The sequence below is a fragment of the Mariniphaga anaerophila genome, from assembly GCF_900129025.1.
Taxonomy (GTDB): Bacteria; Bacteroidota; Bacteroidia; order Bacteroidales; family Prolixibacteraceae; genus Mariniphaga; species Mariniphaga anaerophila.
In genome coordinates this window covers 698702-717422 of sequence record NZ_FQUM01000002.1, presented here as the reverse complement: position 1 = coordinate 717422, position 18721 = coordinate 698702, and the positions used below count along the sequence as shown (strand labels likewise).

17 protein-coding genes are annotated in these 18721 nt (G+C 42.7%); 9 read left to right on the top strand and 8 right to left on the bottom strand.

Features of this window, described 5'->3' with window-relative positions:
- Window positions 1-72 precede the first annotated feature (72 nt).
- From BUB08_RS06035 to BUB08_RS06020, 4 genes are all read left to right on the top strand, one after another.
- On the top strand, window positions 73-804 hold the full coding sequence (locus BUB08_RS06035; RefSeq protein WP_072999802.1) for a 3-keto-disaccharide hydrolase: 732 nt from the start codon (window positions 73-75) through the stop codon (window positions 802-804).
- Between the two features lie 185 nt (window positions 805-989).
- A complete protein-coding gene (locus BUB08_RS06030) occupies window positions 990-1937 on the top strand; it encodes a sensor histidine kinase (protein WP_139249624.1) in 948 nt (315 codons plus the stop codon).
- Entirely contained in the window at window positions 1934-2572 is a 639-nt protein-coding gene (locus BUB08_RS06025) for a response regulator (protein ID WP_245820172.1), read from the top strand. The genes BUB08_RS06030 and BUB08_RS06025 overlap by 4 nt, the downstream gene beginning before the upstream one ends.
- 131 nt (window positions 2573-2703) lie before the next feature.
- Window positions 2704-5259 carry a TonB-dependent receptor gene (locus BUB08_RS06020; RefSeq protein WP_072999927.1) on the top strand — a complete coding sequence of 852 codons (2556 nt, stop codon included), beginning with the start codon at window positions 2704-2706 and terminating at the stop codon, window positions 5257-5259.
- A gap of 155 nt (window positions 5260-5414) precedes the next feature.
- On the opposite strand, the gene BUB08_RS06015 is transcribed toward BUB08_RS06020, so the two are convergent.
- On the bottom strand, window positions 5415-6782 hold the full coding sequence (locus tag BUB08_RS06015) for an FAD-dependent oxidoreductase (RefSeq protein ID WP_072999798.1): 1368 nt from the start codon (window positions 6780-6782) through the stop codon (window positions 5415-5417).
- 257 nt (window positions 6783-7039) lie between these two features.
- On the opposite strand from BUB08_RS06015, the gene BUB08_RS06010 reads away from it, so the two are divergent.
- The 5 genes from BUB08_RS06010 to BUB08_RS05995 all read left to right on the top strand — a co-directional run bounded on the left by BUB08_RS06010 (window position 7040) and on the right by BUB08_RS05995 (window position 11904).
- A complete protein-coding gene (locus BUB08_RS06010) occupies window positions 7040-7273 on the top strand; it encodes a DUF4492 domain-containing protein (protein ID WP_072999797.1) in 234 nt (77 codons plus the stop codon).
- A 2-nt stretch (window positions 7274-7275) separates the two neighbouring features.
- Window positions 7276-8832, top strand: a complete 1557-nt coding sequence (locus BUB08_RS06005; protein WP_072999795.1) for a cytochrome ubiquinol oxidase subunit I — start codon at window positions 7276-7278, stop codon at window positions 8830-8832.
- Window positions 8833-8850: 18 nt separating this feature from the next.
- Window positions 8851-9981, top strand: coding sequence for a cytochrome d ubiquinol oxidase subunit II (gene cydB, locus BUB08_RS06000; RefSeq protein WP_072999793.1), 1131 nt, complete (start codon window positions 8851-8853; stop codon window positions 9979-9981).
- Between the two features lie 58 nt (window positions 9982-10039).
- Window positions 10040-10162: a hypothetical protein gene (locus BUB08_RS20660; protein WP_262493938.1), complete on the top strand. Its 123-nt coding sequence runs from the start codon at window positions 10040-10042 to the stop codon at window positions 10160-10162.
- Window positions 10163-10383: 221 nt separating this feature from the next.
- Window positions 10384-11904 (top strand): Gfo/Idh/MocA family protein, encoded by a 1521-nt coding sequence (locus BUB08_RS05995; protein ID WP_072999792.1) that lies wholly within the window; start codon window positions 10384-10386, stop codon window positions 11902-11904.
- 70 nt (window positions 11905-11974) lie between these two features.
- Here BUB08_RS05995 and BUB08_RS05990 read toward each other — a convergent pair whose 3' ends face one another.
- From BUB08_RS05990 to tilS, 7 genes are all read right to left on the bottom strand, one after another.
- Entirely contained in the window at window positions 11975-12832 is an 858-nt protein-coding gene (locus tag BUB08_RS05990; RefSeq protein ID WP_072999789.1) for a protoheme IX farnesyltransferase, read from the bottom strand.
- 5 nt (window positions 12833-12837) lie between these two features.
- Window positions 12838-13782: a cytochrome c oxidase subunit II gene (gene coxB / locus BUB08_RS05985; RefSeq protein WP_072999788.1), complete on the bottom strand. Its 945-nt coding sequence runs from the start codon at window positions 13780-13782 to the stop codon at window positions 12838-12840.
- A 6-nt stretch (window positions 13783-13788) separates the two neighbouring features.
- Window positions 13789-14073: a cytochrome C oxidase subunit IV family protein gene (locus tag BUB08_RS05980; protein ID WP_072999786.1), complete on the bottom strand. Its 285-nt coding sequence runs from the start codon at window positions 14071-14073 to the stop codon at window positions 13789-13791.
- 12 nt (window positions 14074-14085) lie between these two features.
- A complete protein-coding gene (locus tag BUB08_RS05975; protein ID WP_072999784.1) occupies window positions 14086-14706 on the bottom strand; it encodes a cytochrome c oxidase subunit 3 in 621 nt (206 codons plus the stop codon).
- A gap of 13 nt (window positions 14707-14719) precedes the next feature.
- Window positions 14720-16330 carry a cytochrome c oxidase subunit I gene (locus BUB08_RS05970; RefSeq protein ID WP_072999782.1) on the bottom strand — a complete coding sequence of 537 codons (1611 nt, stop codon included), beginning with the start codon at window positions 16328-16330 and terminating at the stop codon, window positions 14720-14722.
- Between the two features lie 117 nt (window positions 16331-16447).
- Window positions 16448-17281: an SCO family protein gene (locus BUB08_RS05965; RefSeq protein ID WP_072999781.1), complete on the bottom strand. Its 834-nt coding sequence runs from the start codon at window positions 17279-17281 to the stop codon at window positions 16448-16450.
- Window positions 17282-17395: 114 nt separating this feature from the next.
- On the bottom strand, window positions 17396-18721 hold the full coding sequence (gene tilS, locus BUB08_RS05960; protein ID WP_072999779.1) for a tRNA lysidine(34) synthetase TilS: 1326 nt from the start codon (window positions 18719-18721) through the stop codon (window positions 17396-17398).

Below are 18721 nucleotides of genomic sequence, written 5' to 3'. Positions count from 1 at the left end.
AACAACATAGAACAACTTGTTATCAATAAACCTATTATTAATTGCTTAATAAAGCTAAAAAAATCTCGAACGATGAACAAAAATTTTTTGATGACTACCTTAGCCGTGGTTATTTTCGCTATTCCTTCCTTCGCACAAAAACTGAATCAACTCTCTAAAAAAGAAAAAAAAGCCGGATGGGAATTGCTTTTCAACGGTGAAAATTTTGATGGATGGCGGCAATGTAATGGCGACGCTATGCCTGCAAACTGGACGATTGAAGACAATGCCATGAAAGTGCTTATTGGCGAAGGCAAAAAACCGGGACAGGGAGCCGGTGGTGACATCCTTTTTGGCCCGAAGAAATTCAAAAACTTTGAACTTTCCATCGACTGGAAAGCCAGCAACATGGCCAATTCAGGTATTTTCTACTACATCAGAGAAATACCCGGCAAACCAATTTATTACGCTGCCCCTGAAATTCAGGTGCTCGACAACAAAAATGCCACCGACAATAAAATTGACAGCCACCTGGCGGGTTCTCTTTATGACATGCTTCCGGCCGACCCAAAAACCGTTAACCCGGCAGGCCAATGGAACACGTGTGTTATTAAAGTTGAAAACGGGAACGCAACAGTAAAAATGAACGGAAAAGAAGTGGTTTCCTACACGCACTGGACTCCCGAATGGGATAAACTCGTTGAAAACAGCAAATTCAAGAACTTTCCGGGATTTACCGAAGGAATTTCAAAAGAAGGATACATCGGCCTGCAAGACCACGGATACCCGGTTTGGTTCAGAAACATAAAAATCCGCGAATTGTAACTGAGGCATAACTCAGTCCGAAATAGATTTTTATAAAATTACCAACAACGCCAACGCAGATTCTCTGAGCGTTGGCGTTGGTTTTTAGTACGGTTTTACTCCGTTTTCATCTTCTTTTTAATTGAATGCAGATTATTGGTACTTTTGTTACATCGCATTCATATTGAAAACTAAAAATCACTGCCGTGCTTAAATATGCTCTGCTACTTTCCATGTTAATCCAGCTGGCTGCAACAATTTACGCCATCAGTCTGATTAAGCGCACCCGTTTTAATGTATCATGGATTCTCATCTCGTCGGCATTTGTTTTAATGGCCGTCAGGCGTCTATTCGATTTTTCGTCATTGTTCTGGGATTCAAAATTATTCCCGAGCGATGAAATCAACGGTTGGGTAGGCGTATTAATCTCGGTGTTAATGCTGGTTGGTGTCATTTTTATCCGCGAAATATTTAACCTGCAATACCGCATCGAAAAAATCAGGAAAGACAACGAACGTAGAATTTTATCGGCCATCATAAAGGCTGAAGACAAAGCCAGACAAAATTTTGCCCGCGAACTGCACGACGGGATGGGGCCGGTTTTGTCTTCAATAAAAATGTCGCTGAGCGCAATAAACCCCGAAAGCCTGAACTCGCTAAATCAGAAAATTATTAAAAATGCATACAACGCCACCGACGATTCAATCGCTACTCTGAAAGAGATTTCCAACAACCTGAGCCCACACATTTTGGTGAATTACGGCTTAAAAACTGCCATCGAAGATTTTGCCGAAAAGCTTTTCAGCTCTTCAAACATAACCCCCGAGCTTCAACTGGATGTGGATGAAAAGCTTCTGTCTGACGACTTAAAAAACAGCAGTTACCGCATAGTTACAGAGCTGATGAACAACAGCCTGAAACATGCAGAACCAAGCGCTGTTTGCCTAAAAATGATGGTGTCCGGAAATTTGTTCGTCATTCAGTACAGCGACGACGGCAGTGGAATAAACAACCCCGAACTGCTACAAAAAGGGAAATTGAAAGGAATGGGGTTCAACAACATTATTTCCCGGGCAAAATCGCTCAACGGAACGTTCAGCATAAACAATCAGGACCAAGGCTTTTCCATTGACTTTTACTTTCCGCTCCAATGAAAAAAATTTCAGTATGTATTGTTGACGACCACCTGCTCTTCAGGCAGGGGTTGAAACTGCTCTTATCTAACCTCGATTACATTAACAAAGTGTGGGAGGCTGAAAACGGACAGCAATTTATTGAAAACCTTCCGCACAATAAAGTGGACATTGCTCTGCTCGATTTTGAAATGCCGGTAATGAATGGAATCGAAGCGGCTCGAAAAGCTGTTGCAATCCAACCTGACATCAAAATTATAGCATTGTCGATGTATTCTGACAAAAACTATTACCTGAGCATGGTAGAAGCCGGCGCTTGTGGTTTTTTACTGAAGAATTCCAGTTTCCAGGAAGTGGAAAAAGCCATTGTTGATGTGTATAACGACAAAAGCTACATTTCCATTGAAATGCTGAATGAGATTCTTAAAAATCCACCCAAAAACAACAGTTCACTTCTGGATGAATTAACCGAACGGGAAACCGAAGTACTTGTTCTGATCTGCAAAGGATTAACCAACAATGAAATTTCGGAAAAGCTAAAAGTAAGCAAACGTACGATTGACAAACACCGCGAAAACCTCTTACAGAAAACCGGTTCGAAAAATACGGCAAACCTTGTGGTTTATGCGATTAAAAACGGTTACCTGAATTTGTAATGCCCGTTATACGTTTTTATACGTAGTCTCAAATTACGTTTTTAAGCTGTTGTGAGCCTCCTCCCCTCAAAATACTTTTGCCAAAGTTTTCCGGCAACGGGAACACGCGGTTTGTATTAATCAATCAAAAAATGAAAATAAAATTTCTGTTTACCACAGCTTTTGTAATCTGCATAGCATATTTTGCACTTTCGGGCACGCCAGTTAAAGGGACTATAACAGACACTGACGACATTTCTATTGTGTCGGCCACTGTGCTGATAAAAGGAACACAAAACTATGCAGTTACCGATTTAAAGGGGCGGTTTCAACTCGAAACAGAAATGAACTTTCCCATCTTTCTTCAAATACGTTCCGTGGGAATGATCCCCCGTGAAGTAAAAATCGCTGCTCCGACAGACGAGCCGGTAAAAATCGTACTTCTGTCCGACAACACCGTCGAAGAAATTATTGTCACCGCCCGACGAAGGGCAGAATCATTGGCAGAAATTCCGGTTCCGATTTCGGTAATTCTGGGCACTCAAGCAGATAATGCCCATGCATTCAATGTAAATCGGGTAAAAGAGCTCATCCCTTCCGTGCAATTATACTCTTCCAACCCCCGAAACACAACACTAAACATTAGAGGACTAGGGTCTACTTTTGGCCTCACAAACGACGGTATTGACCCGGGAGTCGGCTTTTACGTCGACGGGGTTTATTACGCCCGCCCAGCTGCAACTACTCTCGATTTTATTGATGTGGAACGCATTGAAGTACTTCGCGGCCCCCAGGGAACGCTTTACGGGAAAAACACCACGGCCGGAGCTTTTAATATCACCACACGAAAACCGGAATTCACGCCTACCGGCAAATTTGAAGTCAGCTACGGAAATTACGGCTTTATTCAGGCAAAGGCATCGTTAAGCGGTCCTTTGGGAAAATCGGTTGCTGCGAGGCTTTCCTTTTCCGGCACCCAGCGCGACGGAACAATTTATAATGTAGCCCGTCAGGAACATGTAAACGATTTAAATAACCTCGGAGTGCGCGGACAGTTATTAATCAAGCCCTCATCGGTAACTGAAATTACTTTTGCGGCCGATGTAACGAGGCAGCGCCCTAACGGATACGCGATGGTTTTTGCAGGAGTAGCCCCGACTCTGCGCCCCGAATACAGACAGTTTGAACAAATTATTGCCGACTTGAAATATGAACTCCCATCCCGCAATCCTTTCGACCGGTTAATCGACCACGACACTCCCTGGAGGTCGAAACAGGATTTCGGAGGTGCGTCGGTAAACGTAAATATTGAAACCACAGACGGCATGTTAACAAGCACTTCGGCCTGGCGTTACTGGAATTGGGGGCCTTCAAACGACAGAGATTTTACCGGGTTGCAGGCGCTCACTCTTTCGCAGGCTCCATCGAAACATCAACAATGGTCGCAGGAAATACGATATGCCGGCGACTTCTCCCGAAAACTAAGTGGTGTTGCCGGTGTGTTTGCCATTTACCAGAAACTTGCACCCGACGGTACCCACACCCAGGAATCGGGGAAGGACCAGTGGAGATTTTCGCAGAACTCGGAAAGCGCGCTTTGGCAAACCCCCGGATTGCTCGAAGGTTACGGATTAAAAACTTACCCCAATCTCGAAACCTTCAGCGGTGCCTTATTTAGCCAAATTGACTGGGCAATTACCAGAAAAATACACTTATTGCCCGGGCTGCGAATTAACTTCGACCACAAAAAAATTGATTTCAGACGAGAAACCTACGGCGGACTCCAGACTGATGACCCGGAATTAATAGCCCTTAAAAATTCAGTTTATAATGAACAGGCATTCAACGCAAACATCAACAAAACCAATATATCGGGCCAACTGACAGTAAACTTTAAGGCAAATAAAAAGTTAAATACTTTTGCCACAGTGGCAACCAACTTTAAACCCGTTGGCTTGAACCTGGGCGGCCTGCCCCGCCAGAACGGAGAAGCCATGACCGACCTGGCGGTAATAAAGCCAGAAAAAGTTATTCATTATGAAGCAGGACTGAAATCATCCCCGTTTGCTTCTTCCTTTTTGAATTTCACAGTGTTCAGCACGTCAATTAAAGACTACCAGACCCAGGTGCAGGCAGCCGATCTGTCTGTAAATAGAGGATACCTGGCCAACGCAGAAAAAGTTCGTGTTGCCGGTGCAGAGCTTGACAGTAAGTTCAGAATCAACAGTCTAATTTCTATTAATGCCGCAGCAGCTTACACCGATGGCAAATACGTTTCGTTTAAAAATGCGCCACCGCCACTCGAAGAAACTGGAGGCCCTTCTTTCAAAGATGTCTCGGGGCAAGAGTTACCGGGCATTTCGAAATGGGCATTTTCCGGAGGGATTGATTTCTCGAAAAAGGGAACTTTCTTCTCACGCGACGGGAACTATTTTATGGGTACTGAACTGTTCTACCGTTCAAAATTCTCTTCAAGCTCCTCCCCCTCCAAATACCTGGTCATCAATTCTTACTCACTGATTAATGCACAGGCCGGATTCAGAGATTTCCACGGATTAACCGTTTATATTTGGGTACGTAACCTGGCCAACACCAATTATTTTGAACAATTACTGCCCGCAGGAGGAAACGCCGGGCACTACGCAGCGGTACTCGGCGACCCGCTGACTGTTGGTCTCACACTCCGAAAGTCGTTTAAACTTGAGTAAAGAAAAGTCTCCTTTCCTTCAATTTACTACAAACTAATTCAAAAAAAAACCGGTAACTTCCAGAGCTGCCATCACCACCAATATAATGCTTCCAGCCATCTCATCCAGTCAAGTACTGCTTAGCTACCGGTTTTATTAAACATCCCGGCGGTAAGCTATTTAAACATAATTTTACCCGCTGCGCTTTCTGCTGCTTTTACAAGCGGATAACCTGCAGGAGAAGCCGTGAGTAGCGGATGCGTCCCGAATTGCGCTGTAAGCAACGAATTCAGGGTCATGCGGTTTTGTACAATTATTCCGAGAGTGTTGGTTAGTTCGCCTGCCGACAAACCACCGTAAACTTCGCCCCCCAGAATAACGCCGGACTCGCGGCCTACTACCAGCTTAACAAATTGTTTGTGGGTATCTTCAAGGGCACCGGGATGCCGATCTATTCCTTCAAATGTTCCGGTAACAAAATCAAAGTTCTCAGCTTCAGCCTGTGTTTCGGTAATTCCGGCAACACCAAATCCGGTAGTGCCAATTGCGGTTGAAAAAATCGAAATTGTTCCGATAAATGTTTTTATAGCAGAAAGTTTAAAGAGGTTCATGCCGGCAATTCGGGCTTCGGCGCATGCGGTAGAAGCCAGCATTACCGGAGAAGGTTTCCGGGTGATAAAATCTCTTTTTTCTGCGCAGTCGCCCACCGCAAACACATCAGGATCTGTGGTGCGCATATAGTCATCTACTTTTATAAAACCACGGTCGCTAACAGGTAATCCTGCGCCGGCAGCCAGTTCCGAATTGGGTTTATATCCCATGGACAGAATTACTGCGTCAGCCTCAATTCGTTCTCCGTTTTCCAAAACAACCCCGTCAACTTTTCCATTGCCCGAAATTTCGGCAACAGAAGCGCCGGTAAGAATTTTAACGCCACGGTTTTTCAGCAACTCCTCTGCCCTTTCCGAAATATCACCATCAAAGGCAAGCCCTAAAATTCGGGGAAGTTTCTCAACCAGAGTAACATCTTTACCCGCTTTTCTGAGTTCATCTGAAATTTCGACGCCAATAAAACCAGCACCTATGGTAACTATTTTATTTGCTCCTTTCAGTTTTTCGTGCATTTCATCGAGATACACTTTGTTTTTGGGCACGTTAAAAACATTCTCCAGGCCGGCTCCTTTAAGCCATTGGGGCTGAATAGGAAGCGAGCCCGTTCCTATTACAAGTTTTTCGTAACCAATAACTTTTCCCGACTGAAAACGGACTGTTTTTTCTTTTAACTGTATTGATTCTGCTTCGTCAACAAGCATATCAACATTGTTGGTTTCAAACATTTTTTCAGAAGGAAGGATATCTTTGTCAGAGCTTCCTACCGAGCCGAAAATGTAAGGGATTCCACAAGGAATTAGCGTTTTCGGGAATCGTGTAACCACGGTAAATTTCCTTTCAGGATAAACTCTCTTTCCTGTTAGCGCACTTACCAAACCGGCAGCACTGCTACCAATCACCAGAACGTCGGTCTTTAATTTTGTGTCTTCCATCGCAATTCGATTAAACTTTTGTTTAAAATAATATCTCAAAGCTAAAGAACAAATGATTAAAACAAAATGATTTCGAAAATATTTTCAAAATTTATTTTAGCGATTTCATCTCACCCAAAAGTACTTACATAACATAATTTCAGCACCGAGAAAACAAGAATACCAAATAGCCTTTAAATGTTATAAAACCATTTCGCCAATAAAATGGACATCAAAATGCGGGAATATTCTGCTAAAACAATTACTTTTAATCCCAAATGACAAACAAAACACCAAATATCATCCGACAAGTCTGGAGTTTCTATGTCAATGGTTTCCGGAATATGGGGACTTGGGGTAAGCAAGTCTGGCTAATTATCCTAATCAAGTTATTCATTATGTTTGCTATACTCAAAGTATTCTTTTTCCCCGACTTTTTAAAAACCAATTTCGAAACCGACCAGGAACGGAGCGATTATGTATTGGAAATATTAACTGAACCAAAAGAATAATTATGGTTGAATTTGCAGATTTATCATTAGTGAACTGGTCGAGGGCACAATTTGCCCTTACGGCTATGTACCACTGGTTATTTGTGCCGCTTACACTGGGCATCACATTTATTATTGCGTTTATGGAAACGCTGTATGTGAAAACCGGAAAAGAAGAATGGAAACGAATAACCAAGTTTTGGATGACCCTTTTCGGGATTAATTTTGCCATTGGAGTGGCAACAGGTATTATTCTGGAATTTGAATTCGGCACAAACTGGTCGAATTATTCCTGGTTTGTGGGGGACATTTTCGGCGCCCCGCTCGCAATTGAAGGCATTCTTGCCTTTTTTATGGAATCGACGTTTATTGCCATCATGTTTTTCGGATGGAATAAGGTGGGAAAAAAGACCCACCTGCTGGCCACCTGGCTCACGGCAATCGGAGCCAACCTCTCGGCGTTGTGGATTCTGGTAGCCAACGGATGGATGCAAAAACCAGTGGGCATGGTTTTTAATCCGGACACCGCACGTAACGAAATGCAAAACTTCTGGGATGTGCTCTTCTCGCAGGTAGCAGTAGACAAGTGGTTGCACGCCACATCGTCCGGTTTTGTACTGGCTTCGATATTTGTCATTGGTGTTTCAGCCTGGTTTATCCTGAAAAAGCGCGAACTGTTGCTGGCCAAAAAAAGTATTCTTATTGCCAGCGTATTCGGACTCATTTCATCGCTTTACCTGGTAATGACCGGCGATAATGCCACTCGAACCATTGCGCACGATCAACCCATGAAATTTGCTGCCATAGAAGGATTATACAACGGCAGCGAAGGCGCAGGCCTGGTGGCAATCGGGTTGTTTTCAACTTCAGAAACCGACCCCAACAACGAGAATCTGAAAGATTTTTCCATGAAGATTGAAATTCCTAATTTCCTTTCTTACATGGCATTTCTCGACTGGAATGCTTTTGTTCCCGGAGTTCACGATTTGATTGACGGAAATGAAAAATACGGTTACATGTCGGCAACCGAAAAAATAGAACGGGGGAAATTGGCCATTAGTAAGCTCACTGAGTTTAAAACGGCAAAAAAAGCCGGGAACGAAGCTTTGGCAGGCTCGTTGCGCGACGAGCTAACCAGCCAAGATTTTCAGGAAAACTATTTTAAATATTTCGGATACGGTTACTTTGAAGACCCCACCGATTTGATTCCCAACGTGCCACTCACCTTTTACAGTTTTCACATTATGGTTGGACTGGGATTTATGTTTGTGCTGCTTTTTGTTTTTTCATTGTATTTTATTTTGAAAGGACAGCTAACTGAAAAACGCTGGTTTTTACGGCTGGCAATTATTTCCATTCCGCTGGCATACCTCGCCAGCCAGGCAGGCTGGATTGTTGCAGAAGTAGGTCGCCAACCCTGGGTGGTGCAAGACCTTATGCCAACAATGGCCGGAGTCACCAGAATCAGCGCCGGATCGGTACAAACTACGTTCTGGCTGTTTGCAGTTTTGTTTACAGTTTTACTGATTGCCGAACTGAAAATTATGTTCAGACAAATTAAAATCGGTCCGAAACACTAAAAAAGGAGGAAACAAATTATGTTTGAGAATTTATCATTTTTAGCATTGCAACAATACTGGTGGGTAATCATTTCGATTCTCGCCGCACTGTTTGTTTTTCTCACTTTTGTGCAGGGAGGGCAAACGCTCATTTTCTCTATTGGAAAAACAGAAGGCGAAAAAACCATGCTGTTAAATACACTGGGCAGAAAATGGGAATTTACTTTTACTACGCTGGTAACCTTTGGCGGAGCGTTTTTTGCATCTTTCCCGCTGTTTTACTCCACCAGTTTCGGTGGTGCGTACTGGGTGTGGCTGGCAATTCTGGCTGCATTCGTCATTCAGGCGGTCTCCTACGAGTTCAGAATGAAACCGGACAACCTGCTTGGTGCAAGAACATTCGAAATATTTCTGTTTATCAACGGCTTGCTAGGCACAATTTTAATTGGCACCGCAGTGGGCACTTTTTTTAACGGAGCCGATTTTGCTCTAAACGATATGAACCAGGTTCTTTGGCAAAACCCGGCGCGCGGGCTTGAAGCCGTTTTAACATTTCATAATGTTGCCCTTGGCCTGGCCGTATTCTTTCTGGCACGTGTTCTTGGTTTGCTGTACTTTATTTTTACCATCGACAATGATTTAATTATTGCCCGTTCGCGTAAACACCTGTTTGTAACAGCAGTATTGTTTCTCGTGTTTTTCCTGTACTTTTTAGTAGCGCTTCTGTTTAAGGAAGGATTCGCTGTAAATCCGGAATCAGGCGAAGTATTCATGGAAAAATACAAATACCTGAACAACCTGCTGGCAATGCCGCTCGTACTGGTAATTATGCTGGTTGGCGTGGTAGGTGTACTCTGGGGAATTATTTCTACTCTTTTTATGCACGGCAACAAAGGATTTATTTTTGCCGGCACCGGAACAGTACTGACTGTTTTGAGTTTGTTCCTCATTGCCGGATTCAACAACACATCGTTTTACCCGTCAAACTTCGATTTGCAGTCGTCGCTGACTATACAAAACGCATCGTCGAGTAAATTTACGCTTACGGCAATGAGTTACGTTTCGCTTTTAATTCCGTTTGTTTTTGCATACATTGTTTATTTCTGGAGAGCAATGAACAAAAAGAAAATTACGAGCGAAGAGATGGAAGAAGAATCGCACGTATATTAAACGAAGTTTCAAACGGAAAATCGAAGAAGAAGGAGTTAAAATTTAAAATTAAAAAATTATGTACACCACACCAATATTATGGATGCTAAGCTGGCCACTTCTGATTATTGTCTCATATTTTCTCGTAAAATGGGTTGTAAAAAAATATGAGGCTAAATTGGAAGAAGAGGAAAACGAATAGCAAAGAAAACTCTATACTCAAAATCCGGGATAATCTAATTATTCCGGATTTTTTCTTTCTGCACCTTTACAAAAGTCAGGAAGGTACTCTCAAAATGCATTAAAAACTGCCATTTTTAGGCCAATTCTACCAAAATTGAAAAAACCAAAACCAAAACCAAATATCATTTTCAATAAAATACCTAATTTAGGTGATTATTTTTTAAACCAACTTTTTTTACAATGGATGAACAAAAACAAATACCCAGAAGAGACTTTATTAAATCCACAGCAGTAGTTGCTTCAACAGTGGCAGTATCTGGATTACTGGCAGAATCGTGTGCCGCTCCGGTAGCGGAACAGGAGAAAAAACAGTGGCCCGAAGGAAAGCTGAATATTGCTGTAATCGGAGTCGGAATGGGACACAGCAACATGAAAAATTGCATGGATGAAAACATTGTTGCGCTGTGTGATGTCGATTTAGATCGGCTAAAAATAAGAATTGACTCATTTAAAGAGGAATACCCCGACAAAACAGTTCCATATCAGTATCAGGATCACAAAAAAATGTTTGAAGAAATTGGCGACCAAATCGACGCAGTTATTATTGCAACGCCCGATCATACCCATGCCAACATTACCCTGGATGCAATGAAACTGGGGAAACATGTTTATTGCCAGAAACCTTTAACACATTCGGTTTATGAATCACGCATACTGACACAGGCAGCCGAAAAATACAATGTAGCAACCCAAATGGGAAATCAGGGAGCTTCAGGCGATGATACCTCGTGGGTTTGCGAAAGCATCTGGAACGGCGATATCGGTGAAATAACGGAAGTTCACGCCTGGACAAACCGCCCAATTTGGCCGCAGTGCCTCAACCGGCCCGAAGATACGCCGGCGAAACCAAAGGGACTTGACTGGGATCTTTGGATTGGACCCGCCCCGGTAAGACCATATTCTCCGATGTATCACCCGTGGAGCTGGCGTGGCTGGTTCGACTTTGGTACCGGTGCGTTGGGCGACATGGCGTGCCATATTCTCGACGTGGTAATGCGAAGCTTACGTTTAAAATACCCTACCGGAATACAGGCCAGTTCGTCAAAATGGACGCTGGAATCACCTCCTGAATCAGAAAAAATCACATACTATTTTCCTGAACGGGAAAAATACAGAAACGTGGAAATGCCCGAAGTTAAAGTTACATGGTACGATGGCGGGTTAATGCCCGAACGTCCGTTCGAGCTGGAAGATGGCGAAACTATGGGCGACCGCGATGGCGGCGTTTTGTTTGTGGGAACCAAAGGAAAAATTGTGTGTGGCTGCTACGCAAAAAATGCAAAACGGCTTCCGACCAAAGAGTTCAAAGACTACTCTCCTACTATTAACGAACGGCTTGTAGAAGGTGGTATTTCAGGTCATGAAAAGGATTGGATAAGAGCCTGCAAGGAAGATCCGGCAACAAGAGTAAAACCAAAATCGCATTTCGGATTTGCCGGGCCTTTTAACGAAGTTGTTGTAATGGGAACAGTTGCTGCCCGGTTATCGGGATTGCAGCGAATTTTAAAATGGGATGGCGAAAATATGCAGTTCACCAATATCGAACCCGGAGAACAGGTACAGGTTCCCAAATCTGTAAAACTCGACACCGATCGTCCCTCTCCCCGGTACAAATCAGAATATGAAGTAATTGATGCATATGAGTATGCAAAAAGCCTCATTAAAAGAAAACCACGGGAAGGCTGGGAATTGAAATTGTAAGAACCTCACACTAAACAGCCGGCGAAGTTATTGGCAAACAATGCAAATAGCTTCGCCGTTTTTTTTCACATCAGCGCAGCAGGCTGTCTGCAATCAGAAATAACATCATAAATAAGTAGAGGAAATTCAGCTTGTAAAAAGCAGGCAGCACCTTAAATTCCTGTTTTGAAAACACACCACGGGTAAGCGCATACATCAGGTAAAAAATATACAACAAAAGCAGCGCAGAAATAACCCGTCCGGCGATTACAAAAACGAGCACAAGCAATGCAGAAGCAATGGTTGTAAGCACCCACGTGTAGGTAATCCGTTTTATCTGCAGAGTCGAAAAAATATCAGTTAAGCTCTGAAGTCCGGCAAGTTTGTACTGGTCGCCAAAAAGAAGAAGCAACAACCAAAAATGCGGAATCTGCCCAATAAAAAAGAAGGTTGCCACAATCAGAATCGGTTCTGCAAAAACATCTCCCCCTGAGGCAGTCCAGCCAATCATTGGAGGCAGCGAACCTACTAATGAACCGGGAATAACCGCAAAAGCAGTAACCCTTTTTAGCGGAGTATAAATTAAATTGTACGAAACCAAAGTTACCCAACTCAAAAACAGGGCAATTAGCGGGTTAGAAAAAACAAGAATCAGTGAGCCTATTGTTGTGTAACCGAGCACCACAAAAAAGCCCTGGATAGCGGTAATCTTCCCTGACGGGATAGGCCGTTTTTTTGTTCTGGGCATCAATGCATCGGTACGTCGCTCCTGCCAATGATTGAGCGCCCCTGAGCCACACGACATAAAAAAAACACCCAATGCCATCAGCAGCCCCTGTTCGTCAATCCGCCCGGAATAAAGGGTATAACCTGCCAGTGCAGATAAAGTAACGGGCAAAGAGATTCGGACTTTACCCAGCTCAAAAATAATTTTCAGGAAATTCTTCAAACCCTTTAATGTAATGTTTTCAGGTACTCAATGATGTTCTCCACATCCTCTTCGCTGAGCTGCCCCTCGTACGACAACATCAACCCTTTGTTAAAGCCATCAACAATGTCGGCGTTCGGGTCGAAAATTGAACGACGAATGTACTCTTCATCCACAAGAACCTGCCTTTTTTCTCCGCCGGTAGTTACGGTCACCTCTTCTCCCCAAATACCTTTAAACGATGGGCCAACCAACTTACTTCCGTCTACGGTATGACATGCAAAACATCCGATATTTTGCATAATCCGCCGACCGGTGGCAGTTGGAGATTCGATATTTTCTGCCACTACCTGGGTTGTATCTACCATCCACGATTGAAACGAGGAATCTTCCATCACCTTTACATACGAATACATGTAAGAGTGCTGAAGGCCGCAGTATTCGGCACAAAAAAGCTCATAAGTCCCTTTCTTTTGCGGTTCAAACCACATGAAATTATTTTCCTTTCCGGGAACCATATCCTGTTTTACCCTGAATGCAGGAATATAAAGGCTGTGCAATACATCCATCGCCACCAAATTCAGTTTAACCGGCTTATCTTTGGGAAGGAAAAGCGTATCTGTTCTTTTCCCGTTTTCGTACTCAAACATGAAATTCCACATACGACCGTAAACAGTAACTTCCATGGCGTCGTCAGGAGCTTTGAGCATGGGTTTGTATCCGGCCCACCCGAAATAGAACATCAACATTGTAAGCAGAAAAGGAATTACTGTCCATAAAACTTCAAGCTTGGTTGACCCTTCAATTTGCGTTGCTTTAGGATTTCTTTTCCGGTTGTATTTGTATATAAATACCAACATCAGAACCGTCAAAAAAATCAGGAAAAAAAAGGATATTCCCAAAATAATAAGAAACGAGGTATCTACCCCTTTCACAAAATTGGATGCCTGTGTTATTTCAGAACTATACATAGCTTTCTATCGGTATAAATAATCTAAAAAGGTGACTATTACTGTAACTATAAATATGGCGAATACAAAAACTACCATTGATACGATGTATGGTTTGTCGTATTTTAGGTGCATAAAATATTTTAGCACCAAATATGCTTTTATTGATGCAAGTACCAAAGCACCTGCAACAGTGAGACTTCCCAAATCGATTTCGGTTATTGCAATCGATAAAAATGTAAGCGCCAAAAGTGCAACCAACACGAATAAATACAGACGGTACGGCACAATATGATGTTTTTCGTTTTCCATAGTAATTTGGGTTTAATGAATAAGGTAAAATAACGGGAACAGAAAAATCCAGATAATATCTACCAGGTGCCAGTAAAGCCCTGAGTTGTCGAGCAACGCAGCTCTTTCTGCATAAACTTTTCCGGTATAAACTTTCCACATTACTACCACAATAAGAACTAATCCGATAATAATGTGTAGTGCGTGCAAGCCGGTCATTATAAAATACAATCCAAAAAACAGAATTTCTCCCTGGCTCAGATTTTCAATTAAATACTCTGAGCCCGGCCAAATTCCGTGTTCAAATTTAGAACCCCACTCAAAATACTTATTAACCAGGAATACAACTCCCAAAACGAGTGTAACCCCGGTTAACAGAAGTGTTAGCAGTTTATTCCTTTTCTGGAGCGAGGTAGTCGACATCGCAATAGTCATACTGCTTATCAGCAAAATTACCGTATTTACAGCACCAACGGTAGTATCCAGCTCTCCGGCAGCCAGCAGAAACGCATCGTGGTTTATGTATCGGTAAACCGAATAAATAACGAAAAGAACGCCAAACAGCAGCAGTTCGGTAAAAATGAACAGCCACATTCCGATTTTCGAAGCCTCGGCGTCGTAATGATCATGAGCTACATGTTTTGCCTGTTCCATTTGGTTTATGGTTTTAGTAATTATATGGTCCGTCGTTTTCTTCTATTACGGGAATCTCATCGAAGTTTTCGAGTGGCGGCGGAGAAGGAACTGTCCACTCCAGCGTTTTACCGTGCCAGGGATTCATTTCCGCCTTGGGGCCTTTTCTTACCGAACGCACCAGGTTTACAATTACTATAACAAACCCGGTTACCAGCACCCACGAGCCGATTGTACTCAAAATATTTCCGCCATGAAATTCCTGAAGATAATCGTAGTAGCGGCGCGGCATTCCCATCATGCCTAAATAAAACATGGGCGAATAAAGCGTTACAAAACCGATAAAGAAAAGCAGCCACCCTGTGTTAGCCCAGGTTTTATCGTACATACGTCCGAAAATTTTCGGGAACCAGTAATGAATGGCAGCAAAAAAAGCAAAGCCTGTTCCGCCAAAAACAATGTAATGAAAATGGGCTACCACAAAAGCAGTATCGTGAACATAAATATTTGCAGCAAGCGCTCCAAGCACCAGTCCACTGAGTCCGCCAATCATAAATACAAATATAAAAGAAGCAGCCCAGAGAAATGGCGTCTGTACATTTATAGAGCCTTTATACATGGTTGAAATCCAATTAAATACTTTTATAGCACTGGGAATAGCAACCAAAAAAGTAAGCAGCGAAAAATAATACTGAGCAGTTCCACTCATTCCGGCGGTAAACATGTGGTGGCCCCAAACCAGGTACCCCACAAATGCAATAGCCATTGTTGAAGCAATTATTGCCTTGTATCCAAAAATATGTTTTTGTGCAAAAGTCGGAATGATTTCAGAAATGGCACCCATGGCAGGCAAAATCATAATATAAACTGCCGGATGCGAATAAATCCAGAACAGGTGTTGGTACAAAATCGGGTCACCACCCAGGGCCGGGTCAAATACCCCGACTCCGAAAATTCGTTCTAAAGCCACCAAAACCAGAGTAATACCAACTACGGGAGTTGCTAATAACTGAATCCAGGCCGTGCCATAAAGAGTCCATACAAAAAGTGGCAATTTGGTCCATTTCAGTCCTGGGCAACGCAACCGGTGAATGGTTACCAGAAAATTCAACCCGGTTAAAATAGAAGAGAATCCCAAAATAAATGCGCCAAAAATAGCGGGAAGCAAATTGGTTCCGGTTTTAAAACTGTACGGTGCATAAAACGTCCACCCGGTGTCCGGTGTTCCGGGGCCAAACAAAATTGCTGACAATACTAAAAATACACCTGCAACGTAAAACCACCACGACAATAAATTCAATTTTGGAAAAGCAACATCCTTGGCGCCAATCATTATTGGCAATAAAAAGTTTCCGAAAACGGCTGGCAACCCCGGCACCACAACCATAAAAATCATAATCACACCGTGCACCGTAAAAGTTGCATTGTAGGTTTGAGCCTCCATAATGGTTTTGCCCGGGGCAAGCAACTCCAGCTTCATAGCCAGCCCAAGCAACAGGCCTACAGAAAACATGGTAGCCATTGAATAAAGGTACAATAAACCAATCCGCTTATGATCAGTTGAGAAAATCCACCCCAGCAAACCCTTGTATTTTCCTCTGTACTTTAGGTAGTTTGCCTCGTTTGCAACGCTTGTCGAATTCATCTTCTTAAATATTGTTAGTTTAAAAGGTATAAATTACTTCTCCAAATAGTCAAAGAACCTGAATGTGTTAAAGCTAATCCGGTTAGAATAGTTTTGTTCATATTCGTTTTATTTTGTTTAGTTAATTGTTTTTGCCCTCCTTTTCGGTTTTAATACTAAATACAACAGCAATATGGTTGCAAAAAACATAATCATTATTCCTCCCAGTTTTGTAATATTCAAAACATAAGCCTGCCCCACCGGATCGTAGGTATAACAAAACCGCAGTACTTTATTGAGGGTTGGCCCCGACTGCCCTTTCGATGCTTCTACAATGGCCATTTTCCACTCAAAAGGGAGAAAGAACATCCCGTTCAAATAACGTGTAATTTTACTCTCCGGACTTACAACAGTAAGCGATGCAGCATGTAAATAGTCGTTTCCGGTTCTTTTGTATTTAAATCCTGTTGCATTGGTGGCTTTTACAATACTGGCGCTGTCGCTAACAAAAAAGAGCCAGCCGTTTTTTGCCTGTTCTGCTTTTTCTTTTGAGAGTAGTCCCAAATAACTCTTTTTCTTACGAATGCCCAAATCGATTGTTTCATAAGGGTCGAAGCTTATTGTCAGCACCTGATAATCTTTGCCAACCACCAGTTCAGATTTATCCATTACGCCTGCAACTGCTTCCATTAGCGGGCTGCAAATTCCGGGACACCGGTAGTAAACAAAATTAATTACCGTTGGCTTATCAATCACATCCGCAAGCCAAACCTGTTCCCCGTCTTCATTTATTAATGAAATACTGTCGGGCAAAAAATCGTCTAAATGTTCAACTATGCCAATTTCAAGATTATCGGGATCCTGTGCCGGATTGATTACTGCCTGCCCCTGCATTTTCGAAGTAAAACCCAGAAACAACAAAATCAAAAGTAAGCCTATTCCTGATGATTTATCAAACAGATATAATTTCATAAAAATATATACTCCAAAATTACACTTAAACAAACCATCAAGTTGAATGAAAGTTTAGTGAACAGGAGAAAAAATACACTTGAAATTACAGGGGGTACAAAAAACTGTCGCGAATCAACTTTTATTTAGCCTGATTTTCGCCATTTGCCGGGTAGCTGAAGTAACTTTAAACCGGTTGTCGATGCGGTGTCCCACCACCCACACAATTTTTTGCCCACTGCAAAGCAACCATGTATTTTCTTTTTCGTGAACAGGAATTTTTTCGTCGATAAAAAAATCACTCAGCTTTTTAAAACCGGTCATTCCCAGGGGCTGGAAATAGTCGCCATGCTGCCATTTTCGAATAAGCAGCGGAAACTCGAGTTTATCCAAATCCAGACAAGCAACATCAGGGGACTTTTCCAGTTGAAAATTTTCTGCCGGCATTTTTTCCACAACCAGATTAAGCGGCTCAAACAACCGGGTTTCATCTTCTTCAACATAAAAAACCTGTTTCCCATTTTCGGGGAGTTGTGTAATAAAAAGCTGCTCCCGGTCTTTTACCAGTCGGTGGGTTTTGGAAAGAAACTGTTTTCCCGAAAAATTATTCAGGCTTTGAAAAACCTGCGAAATCACCTTCGGATTAAAACCGTAGCCTGTCAAAATTTCAAATAGCAGAACGCGCGGAAACGGCGAACTCAGCAAACGTTCGATCTTAACAGAGGTTTCTGTGCCTTTAACCGATACTGCTTTTTTCTTTTCCTCCTCAATAAAAAAAGTATAAACCTCTTCTGTTTCCCGAAGGTTGCTGATGGTTTCGGAAAGGTTGTTGCTAAACGCAGGGTTTAACGACTGAAAAAGGGGAAGAATCCGATGCCTGATAAAATTACGCTGGTAAACCACTTCGCTGTTGGTACGATCCTCTCGATACTCGATGAAACTGGTGCGGGCAAAATCGTCAATTTCCTTTCTGTTGGCAAACAGCAACGGGCGAATCAGACAACCCGATTTCTCTTTGATTCCGGTTAACCCGCGGATGCCGGTCTTTCGCGACAGATTCAGAAAAAACGTTTCCAGCAAATCGTCCTGATGGTGGGCGGTTGCAATAAAATCGTAATTGTTATTTGCGCGAATCTGCTCGAAATAGTTGTAACGCAACTCGCGCGCCGCCATTTCAATGGAAATCCCGTTTAAGCCGGCATATTCTTCTGTTTCGAAACGTGTATTAAAGAAAGGCACCCCGTGGCTGCACACATGCTGTTTAACAAAATCCTCATCCTTGTCGGAGTCTTCTCCCCTAAGTTGAAAATTGCAATGAACCACGCCATACTGAAATCCCGATTTTTCGAACAGATGTAAAAGCACCATGCTGTCGATGCCGCCACTCACAGCCAGCAACACTTTCTGGTGCGGTTCAAACAGTTGTTTTTTGTTAACATAATCGATAAACCGGGTTTGCAT

Coding starts and splice junctions, on each gene's coding strand:
- cydB (WP_072999793.1), top strand. CDS start 8,851: ATGTTTGAGAATTTATCATTTTTAGCATTGCAACAATACTGGTGGGTA.
- BUB08_RS05980 (WP_072999786.1), bottom strand. CDS start 14,073: ATGGAAAACGAAAAACATCATATTGTGCCGTACCGTCTGTATTTATTC.
- tilS (WP_072999779.1), bottom strand. CDS start 18,721: ATGCAAACCCGGTTTATCGATTATGTTAACAAAAAACAACTGTTTGAA.
- BUB08_RS06010 (WP_072999797.1), top strand. CDS start 7,040: ATGACAAACAAAACACCAAATATCATCCGACAAGTCTGGAGTTTCTAT.
- BUB08_RS06020 (WP_072999927.1), top strand. CDS start 2,704: ATGAAAATAAAATTTCTGTTTACCACAGCTTTTGTAATCTGCATAGCA.
- BUB08_RS05965 (WP_072999781.1), bottom strand. CDS start 17,281: ATGAAATTATATCTGTTTGATAAATCATCAGGAATAGGCTTACTTTTG.
- BUB08_RS05970 (WP_072999782.1), bottom strand. CDS start 16,330: ATGAATTCGACAAGCGTTGCAAACGAGGCAAACTACCTAAAGTACAGA.
- BUB08_RS05975 (WP_072999784.1), bottom strand. CDS start 14,706: ATGGAACAGGCAAAACATGTAGCTCATGATCATTACGACGCCGAGGCT.
- BUB08_RS06005 (WP_072999795.1), top strand. CDS start 7,276: ATGGTTGAATTTGCAGATTTATCATTAGTGAACTGGTCGAGGGCACAA.
- coxB (WP_072999788.1), bottom strand. CDS start 13,782: ATGTATAGTTCTGAAATAACACAGGCATCCAATTTTGTGAAAGGGGTA.
- BUB08_RS06025 (WP_245820172.1), top strand. CDS start 1,934: ATGAAAAAAATTTCAGTATGTATTGTTGACGACCACCTGCTCTTCAGG.
- BUB08_RS20660 (WP_262493938.1), top strand. CDS start 10,040: ATGTACACCACACCAATATTATGGATGCTAAGCTGGCCACTTCTGATT.
- BUB08_RS06035 (WP_072999802.1), top strand. CDS start 73: ATGAACAAAAATTTTTTGATGACTACCTTAGCCGTGGTTATTTTCGCT.
- BUB08_RS06015 (WP_072999798.1), bottom strand. CDS start 6,782: ATGGAAGACACAAAATTAAAGACCGACGTTCTGGTGATTGGTAGCAGT.
- BUB08_RS05995 (WP_072999792.1), top strand. CDS start 10,384: ATGGATGAACAAAAACAAATACCCAGAAGAGACTTTATTAAATCCACA.